Origin of the sequence: Geobacillus subterraneus (genome assembly GCF_001618685.1) — a bacterium.
In the GTDB taxonomy this organism is placed as follows: Bacteria; Bacillota; Bacilli; order Bacillales; family Anoxybacillaceae; genus Geobacillus; species Geobacillus subterraneus.
Genome location: NZ_CP014342.1, coordinates 612,152 through 629,725, shown reverse-complemented (window position 1 = coordinate 629,725; position 17,574 = coordinate 612,152). Strand labels below are relative to the sequence as shown.

At 54.5% G+C, this 17,574-nt stretch carries 14 protein-coding genes, 1 pseudogene and 1 other annotated feature (1 of these 16 running past the window's edge); of the genes and pseudogenes, 2 read left to right on the top strand and 13 right to left on the bottom strand.

The window, feature by feature from the left end:
- Window positions 1–268 (bottom strand) — a binding site (T-box leader) (it extends 91 nt beyond the left edge of the window).
- Window positions 269–409: 141 nt separating this feature from the next.
- A complete protein-coding gene (locus tag GS3922_RS02995; protein WP_008881097.1) occupies window positions 410–598 on the top strand; it encodes a hypothetical protein in 189 nt (62 codons plus the stop codon).
- On the opposite strand, the gene ysxE is transcribed toward GS3922_RS02995, so the two are convergent.
- The 8 genes and pseudogenes from ysxE to hemA form a co-directional block, all read right to left on the bottom strand.
- A complete protein-coding gene (gene ysxE, locus GS3922_RS02990) occupies window positions 595–1,626 on the bottom strand; it encodes a spore coat protein YsxE (protein WP_063165112.1) in 1,032 nt (343 codons plus the stop codon). The two genes, GS3922_RS02995 and ysxE, sit on opposite strands and share 4 nt — an antisense overlap.
- Window positions 1,627–1,669: 43 nt before the next feature.
- Window positions 1,670–2,734, bottom strand: coding sequence for a stage VI sporulation protein D (gene spoVID, locus GS3922_RS02985; protein WP_063165111.1), 1,065 nt, complete (start codon window positions 2,732–2,734; stop codon window positions 1,670–1,672).
- A 119-nt stretch (window positions 2,735–2,853) separates the two neighbouring features.
- Window positions 2,854–4,143, bottom strand: coding sequence for a glutamate-1-semialdehyde 2,1-aminomutase (gene hemL / locus GS3922_RS02980; protein WP_063165110.1), 1,290 nt, complete (start codon window positions 4,141–4,143; stop codon window positions 2,854–2,856).
- A gap of 15 nt (window positions 4,144–4,158) precedes the next feature.
- Window positions 4,159–5,133: a porphobilinogen synthase gene (hemB, locus tag GS3922_RS18100; protein ID WP_063167291.1), complete on the bottom strand. Its 975-nt coding sequence runs from the start codon at window positions 5,131–5,133 to the stop codon at window positions 4,159–4,161.
- Between the two features lie 99 nt (window positions 5,134–5,232).
- Window positions 5,233–5,904: pseudogene (locus tag GS3922_RS18095) on the bottom strand (uroporphyrinogen-III synthase); the annotation flags it as partial.
- The gene (gene hemC, locus GS3922_RS02970) at window positions 5,904–6,833 is read right to left on the bottom strand and encodes a hydroxymethylbilane synthase (protein ID WP_063165109.1); all 930 of its coding nucleotides are present in this window, start codon (window positions 6,831–6,833) and stop codon (window positions 5,904–5,906) included. The gene hemC and the pseudogene GS3922_RS18095, both read right to left, overlap by 1 nt.
- A 15-nt stretch (window positions 6,834–6,848) precedes the next feature.
- Window positions 6,849–7,667 (bottom strand): cytochrome c biogenesis protein, encoded by an 819-nt coding sequence (gene ccsA / locus GS3922_RS02965; protein ID WP_063165108.1) that lies wholly within the window; start codon window positions 7,665–7,667, stop codon window positions 6,849–6,851.
- Between the two features lie 10 nt (window positions 7,668–7,677).
- On the bottom strand, window positions 7,678–9,045 hold the full coding sequence (gene hemA / locus GS3922_RS02960) for a glutamyl-tRNA reductase (protein ID WP_063165107.1): 1,368 nt from the start codon (window positions 9,043–9,045) through the stop codon (window positions 7,678–7,680).
- Between the two features lie 164 nt (window positions 9,046–9,209).
- Between hemA and GS3922_RS02955 the strand changes: the two genes are divergently transcribed.
- Window positions 9,210–9,695: a hypothetical protein gene (locus GS3922_RS02955; protein WP_063165106.1), complete on the top strand. Its 486-nt coding sequence runs from the start codon at window positions 9,210–9,212 to the stop codon at window positions 9,693–9,695.
- Window positions 9,696–9,771: 76 nt separating this feature from the next.
- Here the strand turns inward: GS3922_RS02955 and yihA are convergent, their stop codons facing one another.
- The 5 genes from yihA to tig form a co-directional block, all read right to left on the bottom strand.
- Window positions 9,772–10,359, bottom strand: coding sequence for a ribosome biogenesis GTP-binding protein YihA/YsxC (yihA, locus tag GS3922_RS02950; protein WP_063165105.1), 588 nt, complete (start codon window positions 10,357–10,359; stop codon window positions 9,772–9,774).
- The gene (lon, locus tag GS3922_RS02945; RefSeq protein ID WP_063165104.1) at window positions 10,356–12,698 is read right to left on the bottom strand and encodes an endopeptidase La; all 2,343 of its coding nucleotides are present in this window, start codon (window positions 12,696–12,698) and stop codon (window positions 10,356–10,358) included. The genes yihA and lon overlap by 4 nt, the downstream gene beginning before the upstream one ends.
- 254 nt (window positions 12,699–12,952) lie before the next feature.
- Window positions 12,953–14,629 carry an ATP-dependent protease LonB gene (gene lonB / locus GS3922_RS02940; protein ID WP_063165103.1) on the bottom strand — a complete coding sequence of 559 codons (1,677 nt, stop codon included), beginning with the start codon at window positions 14,627–14,629 and terminating at the stop codon, window positions 12,953–12,955.
- Window positions 14,630–14,770: 141 nt separating this feature from the next.
- On the bottom strand, window positions 14,771–16,036 hold the full coding sequence (clpX, locus tag GS3922_RS02935) for an ATP-dependent protease ATP-binding subunit ClpX (protein ID WP_063165102.1): 1,266 nt from the start codon (window positions 16,034–16,036) through the stop codon (window positions 14,771–14,773).
- A 230-nt stretch (window positions 16,037–16,266) separates the two neighbouring features.
- The gene (gene tig / locus GS3922_RS02930) at window positions 16,267–17,553 is read right to left on the bottom strand and encodes a trigger factor (protein ID WP_063165101.1); all 1,287 of its coding nucleotides are present in this window, start codon (window positions 17,551–17,553) and stop codon (window positions 16,267–16,269) included.
- Window positions 17,554–17,574 lie beyond the last annotated feature (21 nt).

Here is a 17,574-nt window from a genome sequence, read left to right as displayed (position 1 = left end):
TTCCATCCGAAGCGGCCGCAACGTTCCCCGACTTTGGGAAACGGCGTCTTTCAACCACATTCTCCATTCAACCACCCGCCCTCTAGGGCTTAAGCGCTTCATTGGCATAACGGCATCACGCCGGCTTCCCCTACTCGGCAGTTTCGCCTTTCAGCGAAGCAGCTCAAGGGCGACCTTCCAGCAACCGCCATCCTAGGAAATCTCGCAGCTTTTGATTTCCCTCTCTGCAGGCGCGGACTGCTGTACTCCTCCCTGTCTTCGCTTTTTTTCGTCATTATTCGATTATTATACTACCATTGTCCATCATCTTTGCCAAGTTTTTATTTATTTATTCCACTCGCCCCGGTTTGGTGACAAATGATCGTTCTTTTCATATTGTATAGTAAACCAGAGAAGGAGGGAAATGCCGATGCGGCGATTCAACCCGTATTCGTGGCCGCCGTGGCTGAGGCAAGTGCGCGCCGTCTGTGCCCAAGTGATCATTCCGCTCACCATTTTTCAAGCCATTCGCACCATTTTTTTGCCGACGACGTTCGATGTCATTTTATTAGCCATCTTTGTTTTGATTGCTGTGGCGCTCCATTTGGAATGGATTTAACCGCTGCCGTCCCCTTCGGCTGTCGCTTCATGATCGGCCGCCTCTTCTTGCTGCCGCGCGGCGTCGCGTTGGACAAGATGCATCACGATCGCTTCCATGTTTTTAAAGGCAAAATAACAGCGCTGCAAGGCGGCGACATAGTCCCGCTCGTTCCGTTCCGTTCGCGGAGCGGCTTCATACTGTTCGAGGCAGCGGACAAACCCGCGCGGCTCGGCCAAATGGCTGTATAAAAACGCCCGCTCCCCGTTGGATAACGGCAATTCCTTTTCGTATTCATCGATTCCCCCCATCCACTCGGGACCGAGCGGCGGAAGCGTTCGGACATGCACGCGAAGCGCGGCAATCAAATCGTATACCGGCGAATTCCAGTGCGCCCGCTCCCAGCTGATCCAATACGGCGCCACGTAATGGGAAAGGCGCGCTTTTCCGTGCACCCAAGCGATGCGCCATTGTTTCGTTTCTTCGAGCGCCTCCTCCCACGCAGTCAGCTGTTCCTCGGCAAACAAATAGGCGCGCATCACCTCATGAAAATACGTGCAGCACTGCAGCTGAAACGGTGACATGTACCAAGCGGTTTCATACCGCTCAATCCGCTCTTCCCAAATCGCCCGCTCCTGCTGCCATTCCTCTTTTTTTTGCTTTCGATACGCGGCGATCTCCTCCTCGCTCGCCTCGACGGTGCGGGCGGTAGCGCGATGGAGCCGGGCCAGCCCACGAAAAAAAGCGCGCACCGTTTCTTCTTTTGCTTTCGTTTCTCCCTCCTGCCATGCTTGCAAATAATAAAGGCGGCTTCCCTCCGCAGCAAACGGCGATCGTTGCCGCGTCCAATAAAACGGAGGGCAATGGCGGCCGTAATAGTGAAGCGAGTGCCAGATGGCGGCCGCCTCTTGTTCACCGTCGAGCGGTTTTAAGGCAAAAACACCGCGGTCGGTATACACTTTTGCCGCTTTGCCCCGCTGTTCGATGCGCTGCGGCTGAATCCCATACTGATGAAGCACGGCGCGGCACGTTTCAGAACGTATGGCCATCATTACGCCCCCTCGCCGGCAAAAGAAACGGAAAGCGTTCCTTTCATGAGAAAGGACGGCTTCCCGCCAAGGCCGGAATATATAACAGCTGCCCTTCGTGCACGTCATCCGGGCTTTCCAGATCGTTGGCGCGCAGCAGCTGCGAGACGGTCACATCATACCGTTCAGCAATCTTGTCCAACGAATCTCCTTGCTGGACGATGCAAATTTTGACCGTTGTAAACTCTTCCGCTTCACTTTTGGCAAACAGCTTCGTCAAATAAAGGGCGTTTTCGCTTTTCACTTCCGCTTGTTGTTCTTCCTCGTCCTCTTCACTCACCGCTTTTTTAGCGGCCCCGATCGATACTTTCGCCTCCGTTGGCGGCAACACGGAATCAATCTCCTCTTCCCCTTCCGCGTTGACGGCTTTCGTTTCCGTCTCAAGCGGCAAAAACGGCTCTTTTACATCCTCTGTTTCATTAGACAGCGTTTCTTCATGACGCACAGCCGCTGGCTCAACGGTGGAAGGCGGCGCTTCACTGACTGCGGCGACAGGCTGTTCGCCCGCCTCACTAGCGGGTTGGTTCTCCGATGTAAACGCTTCATCGTCGGCTGCCTCTTTGCGGGCGATTGACTCAAACGGGGCAAACAACGGCTCTTCATCTTCATCATCGTTCGGCAAATCATCGACGAGCGGCGATTCACTGATCCCGCTGATCGAGATGTCGGCGGTCACGAGCAGCCGTCCGTTGTCGCTTAAATCATAGTCGAACGATTCCACCGTCACGTACACATCTTCAAGTTCACGAATGCGGTTTTTCGGGATTGTAATATCGATCGGAAAACGGTGTGACAGTTCGCTAATGCCGTCCTCACGCACCGAAATGTGCTGAATGAATCGATAGCTCGCCAACTCAAACGCATCATCGTCGACGTCCGCCTGCTGCGGTTCGTCCGCTTGGCGGAATTCTCCGCTTAACTCGAGCGCACCGCGAATCGTAATATATTGGTCGTACTCGTCGACGGAAATGATCGGGTCAAGAGAAATAGACAAAAACTCGGCGACTTCCTGTCCGCTTTTAAACCAGACTGACTCTTCCAATGAAAAACGCAAATACGATTGCTCCAACCGGACTTCCTCCTTCCGTCCCCTCGGCAAATAGTTTCTATGACATTATCCATTGTATGAACGGAAAAGAGGCGGTATGATAAAAAAATCGGGCTGGCCGTGGCGGCAGCCCGTTTCCTCTAGCCGCGCAGGCGGGCAAATGCCCGTTCGGCAGCGGCGATCGTATATTCAATGTCTTCATCGCTATGCGCGGTCGACAAAAACAGCCCTTCAAATTGCGACGGCGGCAAGAAAACGCCTTCGTTCGCCATCTCCCGGTAATAGGCGGCAAACAGCTCCAAATCGGACGTTTTGGCCGTCTCGTAATTGATGACCGGCTCGTTTGTGAAGAAAAAGCCAATCATCGATCCAGCGCGGTTGATAGTGTGAGGAATTTCGTATTTTTCGGCGGCTTGGTGCAGCCCTTCTTCAAGGCGCGCCGCTTTGCGGCTGAATTCTTCATACGTTTCCGGCGTCAGTTGACGGAGCGTTTCGTAGCCAGCCGTCATGGCGAGCGGGTTGCCAGACAGCGTGCCGGCTTGGTACACTGGGCCGCTCGGCGCGACAAGCTCCATGATCTCGGCTTTGCCCCCGTACGCTCCGACTGGCAAGCCGCCGCCGATCACTTTGCCAAGGCACGTCAAATCCGGCTCAACGCCGTAATATCCTTGGGCGCAATGGTAGTCGACGCGGAAGCCGGTCATCACCTCGTCAAAAATCAATAGGGCGCCGTATTGTTTGGTCACGTCGCGCAGCCCTTCCAAAAAGCCAGGGACGGGCGGCACGACTCCCATATTGCCGGCCACCGGCTCGACGATGACCGCCGCGATGTCTTCGCCAAACCGCTCAAATGCATAGCGGACGCTGTCTAAATCGTTGTACGGGACGGTGATTGTGTGCTGGGCGACCGATTCCGGCACGCCTGGGCTGTCCGGCAGCCCGAGCGTCGCCACGCCGGAGCCGGCTTTAATGAGCAATGAATCGCCATGCCCGTGGTAGCTGCCTTCAAACTTGATGATTTTGTTGCGCTTCGTGTAGCCGCGCGCCAAGCGGAGGGCGCTCATCGTCGCTTCCGTTCCCGAATTGACCATGCGCACGATCTCGACGGACGGCACCCGCTCGATGACGAGCCTAGCCAGCTCGTTCTCAAGCAGCGTCGGAGCGCCGAAGCTCGTCCCTTGTTCGGCCACCCGTTTTAACGCTTCGACGACTTGGGGATCAGCGTGCCCTAAAATGAGCGGTCCCCACGACAACACATAGTCGATATATTCGTTGCCGTCAATATCGTAAATTTTCGCACCTTGGCCGCGCGCCATAAAAATCGGCGTCATCCCGACCGACTTGAATGCGCGCACCGGGCTGTTTACACCGCCCGGCATTAATGTCACCGCTTCTTGATAAGCCGCTTTCGATCGTTCATAGCTTCGCACGATTCCGCCCCCTCTCTAGTCAGCCATCCAGTGGGCCGCATCTTTCGCAAAATATGTGATGATCAAATCCGCGCCAGCCCGCTTCATTCCGGTCAACATCTCCATCACGACTGTTTTTTCATCAATCCAGCCGTTTTGCGCCGCCGCTTTCACCATCGAATACTCGCCGCTCACGTTATAGGCGACAAGCGGAAGCGGAAACCGGTTTTTGATGTCACGAATAATGTCCATGTAGGCGAGCGCCGGTTTGACCATCAGGAAATCGGCGCCTTCTTTGATGTCGGATTCGGCCTCCCGAAACGCCTCAAGGCGATTGGCCGGATCCATTTGGTACGTTTTCCGGTCGCCGAATTGCGGCGCGCTGTCCGCGGCATCGCGGAACGGGCCGTAAAACGCCGAGGCGTACTTAATGGCATATGACATGATTGGCACGTTCTCAAATCCGGCTTCGTCAAGCCCGTGGCGAATAGCGGCGACAAACCCGTCCATCATATTCGACGGCGCAATGATATCAGCGCCGGCTTGCGCCTGGCTGACCGCCGTTTTGGCGAGCAGCTCAAGCGACGGGTCATTCAGCACTTGTTCGTTTTCCACCACGCCGCAATGGCCGTGGCTTGTATATTCGCATAAACACGTATCGGCAATAACAACCATCTCCGGGCGTTGGGCTTTAATCTGGCGGATCGCCCGCTGGACGATCCCGGTCTCGCAATACGCCTGCGAACCGACTTCATCTTTTTCGTCCGGCACGCCAAACACCATGACCGCCCGGATGCCAAGCCCGGCGATTTCATCGATTTCTTCCGTCAAACGATCAAGCGATAAATGGTACACCCCGGGCATCGATGGCACTTCGCGGCGAATGCCGCTTCCTTCGACGACAAACAGCGGATAAATTAGATCATCAACGCGGAGATGCGTCTCGCGCACCATCGCCCGAATGGCGGCCGTTTGCCGCAGGCGGCGATGGCGGTCAAATGACAATGGCATTGATCGTCCCTCCATGGAAAAATATTGTTCCATCGCTTTCATTATACCATCCGTCGTGTAATCAGTTGGACAAATATGTACGGTGATTCCTTCCTGCTCCGCCGCCTTTTTTGTCACCGGCCCGATGCAGGCGACAGCGACGCCGGAAAGAAGCGCAACCGCTTCTCCGCCAAGAAGGCGGGCAAGACTATGGACCGCCGATGGGCTCATCAACGTAACCGCATCCAGTTTCCGTTCGCGCAGCAGCGCCAACAATGGTTCTCGACGGCTTAGGTCTGGCACCGTTTGATAGACCGTAAACTCATCGACCGCGGCGCCTACCTTCCTCAACGCCTCAGGCAGCGTTGGGCTTGCCAAATCGCCTTTGACAAACAGCACCCGCTCGCCTTGTTTTACGCGCGGTGCAAGCATGGCGGCGAGCCGTTCAGCGGTGAAATCATCCGGCACGAGCGCCGGTGAAACGCCGTAATCAGCGAGCGCGGCCGCCGTCTTCCGTCCGACGACGGCGACATTCGGCAGCGGCCGCGGCAACGAAACGTGCGGAAAAAAGAAGCGAACCGCGTTCACGCTCGTCAAGACGAGCCAGCGGTATTCCCCGAGCCGTTCGGCGAGCGCGGCGATGGCTTCCGGCGCAGCCGCCGGGCGGATGGTGATGAGCGGGATTTCGATCGGCACCGCACCAACGGCGCGCAGCTTGGCGGAAAACGATGCCGCCTGCTTTTTGTCACGGGTGACAAGTACCGTCTTGCCGGCCAGGGCGCGATTGGCCATCAGTCGCCCATCTCCTTTTTCACCCGCTCGATCAGCGCCTTTGCCCCTTGTTCGCTCAAGATGGCAGCCGCCTGTCGGCCGACCGCCTCCGGATCGACGCCAGTGACGATTTCTTTGTACATTTCTTTGCCATCCGGGGAGGCGACAAGTGCGGTCAGACGCACCGTCCCCTCCTTCACTTCCGCATAGCCGGCAATCGGCACTTGGCATCCCCCTTCCATCTGTTGCAAAAAGGCGCGTTCCGCCCTTACCGCCCGTTCCGTCTGTTCATCGTTCAGACGGCTCAGCCACTCGCGCAGCTCGCGGTCATCTTCGCGGCACTCGACGGCAAGCGCCCCTTGGCCGACCGCCGGAACACATACATCCGTTGATAAGTAGTCGCTGATGACATCATCGCTCCAGCCCATGCGCGCCAAACCGGCGGCCGCCAGCACGATGGCGTCGTAATCTTCGTTTTCTAGCTTCGCTAGTCTTGTATCAATGTTCCCGCGGATCCATTTGATCGTCACATCCGGGCGATAGGCGAGCAGCTGCGCCGAACGGCGCAGGCTGCTCGTGCCGACGACCGCCCCGCGCGGCAGATCGGAAAGCGACAGATTTCCTTTGCTGACGAGCACATCGCGCGCATCCTCACGCCGCGGGACCGAGCCGATCACCAATCCGCTTGGCAGCACCGCCGGCATGTCTTTCATGCTGTGGACCGCCATATCGATGCCGCCGGTCAGCATTTCATGCTCAATTTCTTTGACAAACAGTCCTTTGCCGCCTACTTTGGAGAGCGTGACATCGAGCACGCGGTCTCCTTTCGTGACGATTTCTTTCACCTCAAACGTAAACGGCGCCCCGAGCCGCTTCAATTCGTTGATGACCCAGTTCGTCTGGGTCAAGGCGAGCTTGCTGCGCCGCGAGCCGACGATAATGTTTCGCATTTCGTTCCTCCTCAATTACGCATACCAAAAATGAAATTTTGATAAACTGTCAAACAAGAAAAAGTTGACAAGCAAAAATAAAAACGAACCGATATTCCATAACGCGATCGCCTTTCCTTGCATCTGCCGGACGACCCGTTTGTAAAAATAGACGCCATAAACGAGAAGAACGACAAACGATCCGAGCACTTTGGCGTCATACCAGTGAAAATGATCAATTTGAATGTACGCCCAAATCACACCAAGAATCAATCCTAATAACAACATAGGCAAACCGAGCAAATTTAAAACGTGCGATAAAAAATCGAGCTTCGACAAATCAGCCATCCGCCAAAGGCGCGCGCCCCACTTTTTCTTTTTCAGCAAACTGTACTGCAGCACGTACAGCACCGAGAACAGAAAGGACAGCGTAAACGCTGCGTATGCCCCAAGGGCAAGGGTAATGTGGATGATCAGCAGCTCGGAGACGAGCCGTTCGGCGACAGCCGGCGACTGCGAGGACGGCACGAACGTATGAATGGCCAAAATAAAAAAGGCGAGCACGTTCGTAAAAAAGACGATGAAATCGACGCGCAACAGCCGGTTGATGACGAGCGACAGCGTGATCAGCAGCCAAGCGTAAAAATAAAGCCCTTCCGACATCGTTAAAATCGGAAAGCGCTTTGTTTCCACGATGCGGAAGGCGAACGTCAATGTTTGCAGCAGCCACACGGCAGAAAGCAACCAGAAGGCGGTTTCATTCGCCTTCCGGTTTTGCTGCAAAAAATCGATAAAATAGAAAAGAATCGAAGCAATGTAGAGCAAAATAGACAGTTCATACAACGGCGCCACCATTCATCCCACCTTACAGCTGCCATGATGGGCGGGCGGCGCGGGCCGCTTCCGCCTGTTGCTCATCCCGCAACTGCCCTTCCGCCTGCTGCGCGTTCCGTTGCTCTGCTTTCACCGCATCTTCGATATTAAAAATTTTCATAAACAGCTGAAGCGCTTCGTCGGCGTTCGGACCGACGGCAAGCTCCTTCGCCTGCAAAATCGGGTCGCGGAGCAGCTGGTTAATAATGCTTTTCGTATGTTTGTTCAGCACTTTCCGATCGCGCTCCGACAAATGGGGCAGCTTCCGTTCCAAGCTTTTCATCGTTTCCGCCTGAATGGCGAGCGCTTTTTCGCGCAGCGCTGCGATGACCGGCACGACGCCGAGCGTCTGCAGCCATTGGCCAAACGCTGCCAGTTCCGTTTCAATCATCGTCTCGATGCGGGCGGCAGCCTTTTGCCGTTCGGCCAAATTCGCGGCGACGACGTCTTGCAAGTCGTCAATGTCATACAAAAAGACCGTTTCCAGTTCGGCGAGCGCCGGGTCTAAATCGCGCGGAACGGCGATGTCGACCATAAACAGCGGGCGGCCTTTCCGCATTTTCTCAAGCGGCGCCATCATCTCTTTCGTTAACATATAGCCTTTCGCACCCGTCGAGCTGATGACGATATCCGCTTCGAGCAACGCGCACGACAATTCGCTGAGCGGTTTCGCCTCGCCAGAAAATTGCGCCGCGAGCTGCTTCGCTTTGTCAAGCGTCCGGTTGACGACGGTCACTTTGCCGACACCGTTGCCGTACAAGTTTTGGGCTGCCAGCGTTCCCATTTTCCCGGCACCGATAATGAGGACATGTTTGCCGTTGAGATGGCCGAAAATTTTCTTGGCCAATTCGACAGCCGCATAGCTGACCGACACGGCATGCGCGCCGATCCCGGTTTCCGAATGGGCGCGTTTGGCGAACGTCACCGCCTGTTTAAACAGGTGGTTAAAAATCGTGCCGCTCGTTCCAAGCTCTTGAGCGAGCAAATAACTGTGTTTCACTTGTCCTAAAATTTGCGTTTCTCCGAGCACCATCGAATCGAGGCCGGCAGCTACGCGGAACAAATGTCCCGCAGCCGCCTCCCCTTCAAAGACAAGCAAATACGGGGCGATCGCTTCCGCTTCCATCCCGAACCAGTCGGCTAAAAACGCTTTTATATAGTAACGGCCGGTATGCAGTTGATCGACGACCGCGTAAATTTCCGTCCGGTTGCACGTTGACACGATGACGTTTTCGAGGATGCTTTTTTGCTTAGCGAGCTTTGTCATCGCCTCGCCGAGCTCCGCCTCGCCAAACGCCAACTTTTCCCGAATTTCTATAGGGGCGGTTTTATAATTGACGCCAACCACGATGATCTGCACGGTGCAATCCCCCCTTCTTAGCCAAATCCCTTCTATTATTATAACATAGACGTCCATCGTTCCGGTTTGAAAAAATTGTGAACATCGATCGCGAGCTATGATAAACTGTATACAGTGATCATTCTACCATAAACATGTCTAAATGGGAAACGGGGGACACGATCGTGAAAAACAGAACCGCTTTCTCCGGCATCTTGTTTATCGGCCTCGGGTTGTACTTTCTCGCCGGGCAAATGGCGATTCCGTTGCTCCGCTTCCTCCAAGGGTGGCCGGCTTTGCTCGCCATTTGCGGCGCCGCCTTGCTCGGGCAGGCGTATTCGGCGCGCGAGTACCATTATGTCTTCCCCGGCTTTCTTTTGTTCGGCTTCGGCGTCGAGCTGTTGCTTGCGAACGCCTTTCCGTCCTGGCCCCATGGCGCAAACATGTTTTTTTTCATCATCGCGCTCTCCTTTTTCGCCAGCAGCCGCAAACAAAAAAGCGGCGCCGGCTTCGGCGCATTTTTTTTGCTTCTCGCCGTTGTGCTGACGTTCTCCGGCCGCGGCCAGCCGCTGTTTCACCTCGTCCAAACCGGCCTTTCTTCCGTCTGGAAGTTTTGGCCGCTCGGGCTCATCGTCCTCGGCATTTACGTACTATGGGCCAAACGGAGGTAGCCGGAAACGAAAAGAAGGTGTCTCGAGCGATCGGGACACCTTTTCCACCGCTGCCATATATGCCGATTTCGTTTTGTCACTCGGTCAAAAACGGCAAGAGCGCCGCCCACGCTTCCGCTTTTCCTTGCCCAGTCTCGGCGGAAAACAAAATGAGCAAGTCCCCGGCCGCCAACCCCAGCGTTTCACGCGCGATTTTCGCATGGCTTTGCTGCTTGCCGCGCGGCACTTTATCCGCTTTCGTTGCAATGACAATGACGGGAATCTCGTAATGTTTGAAAAACTCATACATCATGACATCGTCTTTTGTCGGCGGGTGGCGCAAATCGACAAGCAACAGCGCCGCTTTGAGCGTCTCGCGCGTCGTAAAATACGTCTCCATCATTTTTCCCCATTTTTGCCGCTCCTGCTTGGACACGCGGGCAAACCCGTAGCCAGGCACGTCGACAAAGTAAAACGAATCGTTAATCAAATAAAAGTTCAACGTCTGTGTTTTGCCTGGCTTTGATGAGGTGCGCGCCAAGTTTTTTCGATTGATCATTTTGTTGATAAATGACGATTTGCCGACGTTTGAGCGGCCGGCGAGCGCCACTTCCGGCCGCCCGCCGTCCGGATATTGCTCCGGTTTGACAGCGCTGATCACGAGTTCCGCTTTCGTCACGTTCACCGTTTCCACCCCACAAGCGCATGCGGCAGCACCTCATCGAGATGGGAGACGAGCACAAAACGCAAATCGCGCGTTACCGTGTCTGGAATGTCAGCCAAGTCTTTCTCATTGTCTTTCGGCAAAATGACCGTTTTCAGTCCGGCACGGTGGGCGCTTAACGTTTTCTCTTTTAAGCCGCCGATCGGAAGCACGCGGCCGCGCAGCGTAATTTCGCCGGTCATGCCAACAAAGCGGCTCACCGGCTTGCCCGTCAGCGCGGAAATGAGTGCGGTGGCGATCGTAATGCCTGCAGACGGCCCGTCTTTTGGCACGGCGCCTTCCGGAACGTGAATATGGATGTCGTACGTTTCGTGAAATTTCGGGTCGATGCCGAGCTCCTCGGCGCGCGAACGCACGTAGCTGAACGCCGCCTGCGCTGATTCTTTCATCACATCGCCGAGCTTGCCGGTCAAAACGAGCTTGCCGTTTCCTTTCGCGAGCGACACTTCGATGGCGAGCGTATCGCCGCCAAACGCCGTGTACGCAAGCCCGGTCGCCACCCCAATTTGGTCCTCCGCTTCCGCCTGACCATAACGATATTTTCGCTTCCCTAAAAACTCTTCGACATTATTTTCCGTAACTACCACCCGCTTTTTCTCGCCGGAGACGATGAGGCGGGCCGCTTTCCGGCAAATGGCAGCCAGCTGCCGCTCAAGCTCCCGCACGCCGGCTTCACGCGTGTAATGGCGGATGATGGCCAACATCGCATCATCACGAACTTGGAGCGCCGCCTTTTTTAGTCCGTGCTCAGCCAGCTGCTTCGGCAGCAAATGCCGTTTGGCGATATGCAGCTTTTCCACTTCCGTATAGCCCGGAATGTGAATGACTTCCATCCGATCCAAAAGCGGCTGCGGAATTGTCGCCAAATTGTTGGCGGTGGCGATAAACATCACTTTCGATAAATCGTACGGCTCTTCGATATAATGGTCGCTGAACGTATGGTTTTGTTCCGGGTCAAGCACCTCAAGCATGGCCGCAGACGGGTCGCCGCGGAAGTCGCTTGACATTTTGTCGATTTCATCGAGCAAAAAGACCGGATTGATCGTGCCTGCTTTTTTCATTCCTTGAATGATGCGGCCCGGCATCGCCCCGACATACGTGCGGCGATGGCCGCGAATTTCCGATTCATCGCGCACGCCGCCGAGCGACATGCGCACGAAACGGCGGCCGAGCGCTTTGGCGATCGAGCGGGCAAGCGACGTTTTTCCGACCCCCGGCGGTCCGGCGAGGCAAAGAATCGGTCCTTTTAACGATTGGGTCAGCTGCTGCACCGACAAAAACTCGAGCACCCGCTCTTTCACCTTATCGAGCCCGTAATGCTCTTCGTTTAAAATCGCCTCCGCTCGTTTAATGTCGTGAATGTCTTCCGTTTCTTTCGACCACGGCAAAGCGATGAGCCAATCTAAGTAGTTGCGGATGACCGCGCTTTCGGCCGATGTCGCCGGAATTTTTTCATAGCGGTCAAGCTCCTTGAGCGCCGTTTCTTTCACGTGTTCGGGCATGCCGGCCGCTTCGATTTTCTCTTTGAGCGTCTCGACTTCACCCGTTTTTCCTTCTTTTTCGCCGAGCTCTTTTTGAATGGCTTTCATTTGCTCGCGCAAATAATACTCTTTTTGCGTCCGCTCCATCGACTGTTTGACGCGGGCGCTAATTTTTTTCTCAAGCTGGAGCACTTCTTTCTCGTTGTGCAAAATTTGAATAATTTGATTCAGCCGTTCCTTGACGTCGATCGTTTCTAAAATGCGCTGTTTTTCTTCGAGCTTGAGCGGCAAATGCGAGGCGATAATATCGGCCATCCGCCCCGGCTCATCAATGTCGACGATCGAAGCGTAAATGTCAGCCGACAACCGCTTGGACAAGTTTATGTACTGCTCGAAATATTCGAGCATCGTCCGTTTGAGCGCCTCGTCTTCTAGATCTTTCGCCGCCCGGTCGGCAAACTTTTCGACCTTGACAGAAAAATACGGCTCCTCGCTGACGACTTCGGTGATCAGCGCCCGGGCGATGCCTTCGACAAGCACGCGGAACGTGCCGTTCGGCAGTTTCAACAGCTGCTTGACGCGCGCGATCGTCCCCATTCTATATAAGTCGTCCATGTCCGGTTCGTCGACGGCGACATCTTTTTGCGACGTCAGCAAAATCATATGGTCCTCGACCATCGCCTGTTCGAGCGCTTTCACCGATTTCTCGCGCCCGACGTCCAAGTGGAGCACCATCGTCGGAAACACAAGCAGCCCCCGCAGCGGCAAAAGCGGGACCGCCGTCTCCTTTTTCTTTCCGTTCACGCCGAACACCTCCATATCTCGCTTCTATTCGTTTATTGTATAGTACGACGGCCGGATTTGTAAAATTTGACGAACGCCAAAAGGGGCGGCCGTTGTTTACGGGCAAAGAAAAACCGACTCCGGCGATCATCCGCTTGCGCCGAAGCCGTGTGCTGACAACTGGTCAACCTATCGATTCCGCCCCTTCGCCAGCTGCATACGAAACGGTGTGCCCCGCAGCCGCCCGAGGCAGGCGGACGCACGTCTCCCGTCCATCGCCCATCCTTGGCTTATACGAGCTTTTTCCCCGAGCGATCGGCGGCAGCAGCCGGCAAAAATGCGGTTCCCCGACGGAGCGCTTCTTCGCCGAACACATGGACGAGCGCTTCCTCGAGGCGGCGGACGGCGATAATTTGAATGCCGCTCACTTCCCGCAACAGCGATTGCATGTTCTCAATCGGGATAATGACTTTTTTCGCTCCGGCTTGCTTGGCTGCTTTGATTTTGGCAAACACACCGCCGACTGGCTTGACATAGCCGCGGATGCTGATTTCGCCGGTCATCGCGACAGTATGATCGACCGGCAGCTGGTAAATGGCTGAATAAATGCCAACCGCGATCGCCACCCCAGCCGAGGGGCCGTCAACCGGCACCCCGCCCGGAAAGTTGACATGAATATCGTAGCGATCCGCCGGCACGCCCATCGCGCGCAGCACGGTAATGACATTTTCCGCTGAGCCGCGCGCCATACTTTTGCGGCGCACCGATTTTTCCGGACTGCCGATGCTTTCTTCCTCGACAATGCCGGTCACATTGATGGATCCTTTTCCTTTCGCCGGCAGGGCGGTCACTTCGATTTCGAGAAGCGCGCCGGTGTTCGGCCCGTACACCGCCAAGCCGTTCACAACGCCGACAGCCGGAGCGGAAGCGATTTTCTTTTCGTAGCGCGGGGCCATTTGGCTTGAGTGAATGACCCATTCGATATCCTTATCTAAAATTTTCTCCCGATTTTCCGTAATGGCGAGGCCGGCGGCGATCTGCATCATGTTGACTGCTTCCCGCCCGTTGCGCGCGTAGGCGGCAAGGAGGCGAATGCCGCTTTCGGAGACGTTCAGGCGGATTTTTTCCGCCGCTTTTTTAGCGATCAAGGCGATTTCGTCTTGATCCAATTCACGGAAAAACACTTCTAAACAACGGGAACGAATGGCCGGAGGAATCTCGTTTGGCGTTCGCGTCGTCGCCCCGACAAGGCGGAAATCGGCCGGCAGTCCGTTTTGGAAAATGTCGTGAATATGGCTTGGAATTTGCGGGTTTTCTTTGCTGTAATAGGCGCTTTCAAAAAACACTTTCCGATCCTCAAGCACTTTGAGCAGCTTGTTCATTTGAATCGGATGGAGTTCGCCAATTTCATCAATAAACAAAACGCCGCCATGGGCGTTCGTCACCGCCCCTTGCTTCGGCTGAGGAATGCCGGCCTGTCCCATCGCCCCGGCCCCTTGATAGATCGGGTCATGCACCGAGCCGATGAGCGGATCGGCGATGCCGCGCTCGTCAAAGCGCGCCGTCGTCGCGTCAAGCTCAACGAATACAGCATTTTTGTTAAACGGGGAGAGCGGGTTTTTTTTCGCTTCTTCCAACACAAGCCGGGCTGCAGCCGTCTTGCCGACGCCGGGCGGTCCGTAAATGATGACATGTTGCGGGTTCGGCCCGCACAGCGCCGCTTTGAGCGCCTTGATCCCATCTTCCTGGCCGACGATATCGTCAAAACGTTTCGGCCGCACTTTTTCCGCGAGCGGCTCGGTCAGCGAAATGGAGCGCAGCTTGCGGAGCTGCTCCATCTCTTTGCGCGATTCTTTATCGATGGATACTTTTTGCACGCGCTGTCCTTTGAGCAAATTCCAAAAATAAAGGCCGATGATGACCCCGAAAAACAACTGAATCACAAGCACGATATTCGTCCAATCCATGCCCCGATATCCTCCTGCCTTCAAGTAGTATGTAGTATGATAGTATCTCCGCGAACCGGCGGGAATAAACAAAAAAAGCGCCGCCTGGCGCTTCGGGCATGCCGTCAAAAAAAGAAACCGCCGTAAAAGGCGGTTTCCTTATTAAGCGGACGTTTTCCGTTCGTGTTCGACCACCGTGCCGTCGTGACGGATGAGTTTCGGCGGTTTTGTGCCGCGCACGGTATCGAGCGTAATGATGCATTTTTGCACATCTTCGCGCGATGGAAGCTCAAACATGACATCAAGCATAATGCCTTCGATGATCGAACGGAGGCCGCGCGCACCCGTTTTCCGTTCGATCGCTTTTTTGGCGATTTCGCGGAGCGCCGCTTCTTCAAACTCCAGTTCAACGCCGTCAAGCTCGAGCATTTTCTGGTACTGCTTGATAATAGCGTTTTTCGGTTTCGTTAAAATGTCAATCAGCGCTTGTTCATCGAGCGGCTCAAGCGTCGTAATGACTGGGAGACGGCCGATAAACTCCGGAATAAGCCCGAATTTGAGTAAATCTTCCGGCAGCACTTTCGACAGCAAGTTTTTCTCATCAACATCGGCTTGGTTCATTTCCGCACCGAACCCGATCACTTTTTTGCCGAGGCGGCGCTTGATGATCGGCTCGATGCCGTCAAACGCCCCGCCGCAAATGAACAAAATGTTCGTCGTGTCGATTTGGATGAACTCCTGATGCGGATGTTTGCGGCCGCCCTGCGGCGGAACGCTGGCGATCGTGCCTTCCAAAATTTTGAGCAGCGCCTGCTGCACCCCTTCGCCCGAAACGTCGCGAGTAATGGAAGGGTTTTCCGATTTGCGGGCGATTTTATCGATTTCATCGATGTAAATAATGCCTTTTTCCGCCCGTTCGACGTCGTAGTCAGCCGCCTGAATGAGCTTCAGCAAAATGTTTTCGACGTCCTCACCGACATAACCCGCTTCCGTGAGCGACGTCGCATCGGCGATGGCAAACGGCACGTTTAAAATGCGCGCCAATGTTTGCGCCAAGAGCGTTTTCCCGCTTCCGGTCGGCCCGATCATCAAAATGTTGCTTTTCGACAGCTCGACATCGTCAATTTTGCTGCCGGAGTTAATCCGTTTATAATGATTGTAAACGGCAACGGCGAGCGATTTTTTTGCCTCATCCTGGCCGATGACGTATTCATCTAAAATTTCGCGGATTTCTAACGGCTTTGGCACATCTTTAAACTCAAATTCTTCCTCATTGCCAAGCTCTTCCTCGACGATCTCTGTGCATAGCTCAATGCACTCGTCGCAAATGTAGACACCCGGCCCGGCGACCAGCTTGCGCACTTGGTCTTGCGTTTTTCCGCAAAACGAACACTTCAACTGCCCTTTTTCATCATTAAATTTAAACATGTGATTCACCCCTTGCTAACGGAATCGCGCCTGCGTTATGTATCGTGCCTCGCCATCCTTCGTTGCAAAAAACTTATGTATTCGCTATTTTACCATAAATGTTCCTGAAAAAGCGAATGAAAAAACTGTAATGTGTTAGAAAAGTTTGAAAAATCACTCTTCAATCGCTATTGGTGAGATAAAGAACAAGGCACGAACGTCTCGCGCCTTGTTCCTTCCCTACTTTATTATTATGCCGCAACCGTGCTGTGCTCTACAAGAAAATCGACCGTTTTGCGCCATTTTAAATCTTCTTTGACGCCATCCAAGCTGCCGAGCAGCTCTTTTAACTTGTCAACGCTCAAATTGTAGGCTGCCGCCATTTTTTCGAGCTCTTCGTTCACCTCTTCGTCAGTCACGTCGATGTTTTCCGCTTGGGCGATCGCTTCAAGCGTCAAGGCCGCGCGCACCCGCTTTTCGGCATCTTCTTTCATCTGCTCGCGCAGCGCCGCTTCGTCCTGGCCGGAGAACTGGTAGTACAGCTGCAAGTTCAGCCCTTGCATTTGCAGGCGCTGGTCAAATTCACGAAGCATCCGGTCGGTCTCGTTTTGCACCATGACGGCCGGAATGTCGATTTCCGCGTTGGCCGCCGCTTTCTCGACGACCGCGTTGCGCACGGCCGCTTCTGCCTCGTTCTTTTTCGCTTCTTCTAAGCGGGCGCGGATTTTCGCTTTCAGCTCATCAAGCGTTTCGACTTCTTCGTCGGCGTCTTTGGCAAATTCATCGTCAAGCGCCGGCAGTTGTTTCGCTTTTACTTCGTGCACTTTCACCTTGAACGTCGCCGGTTTGCCAGCCAGCTGTTCAGCATGGTACTCTTCCGGGAAGGTGACTTGAATGTCTTTTTCTTCGCCTGCTTTCATGCCGACAAGCTGCTCTTCAAATCCAGGAATGAACGTTCCGGAGCCGATTTCAAGCGAATAGTTTTCCGCTTTGCCGCCTTCAAACGGTTCACCGTCGACAAACCCTTCAAAGTCGATGACGACCGTATCGCCGTTTTCCACTGTCCCGTCTTCTTTGACGACCAGTTCGGCATAGTTTTCCTGCAGGCGCTTCAGCTCATTTTCGACATCTTCATCCGTGACCGTCGTATCGATTTTTTCGACTTCAAGCCCTTTGTATTGACCGAGTTTCACTTCCGGTTTAACGGTCACTTTCGCTTTGAAAATTAAGCTTTTCCCTTTTTCCATTTGTTCAATGTCGATTTCCGGCATCGATACCGGCTCAATGCCTGCCTCTTCGACCGCTTTCGCATACGCTTCCGGCAGCAAAATATCGAGGGCATCTTGATAGAGCGCCTCAACGCCAAATCGCTTTTCAAACAAGACGCGCGGCACTTTTCCTTTGCGGAAGCCCGGAAGCGCGACGTTTTTCACCACTTTTTTGAATGCGGCATCCAAGCCTTTGTTCACCTGCTCCGCGTCGACCTCAACGGTCAATACGCCTTCGTTGCCTTCAAGCTTTTCCCATTTGACTGACATACTGTTCCCTCCACCTAAAAT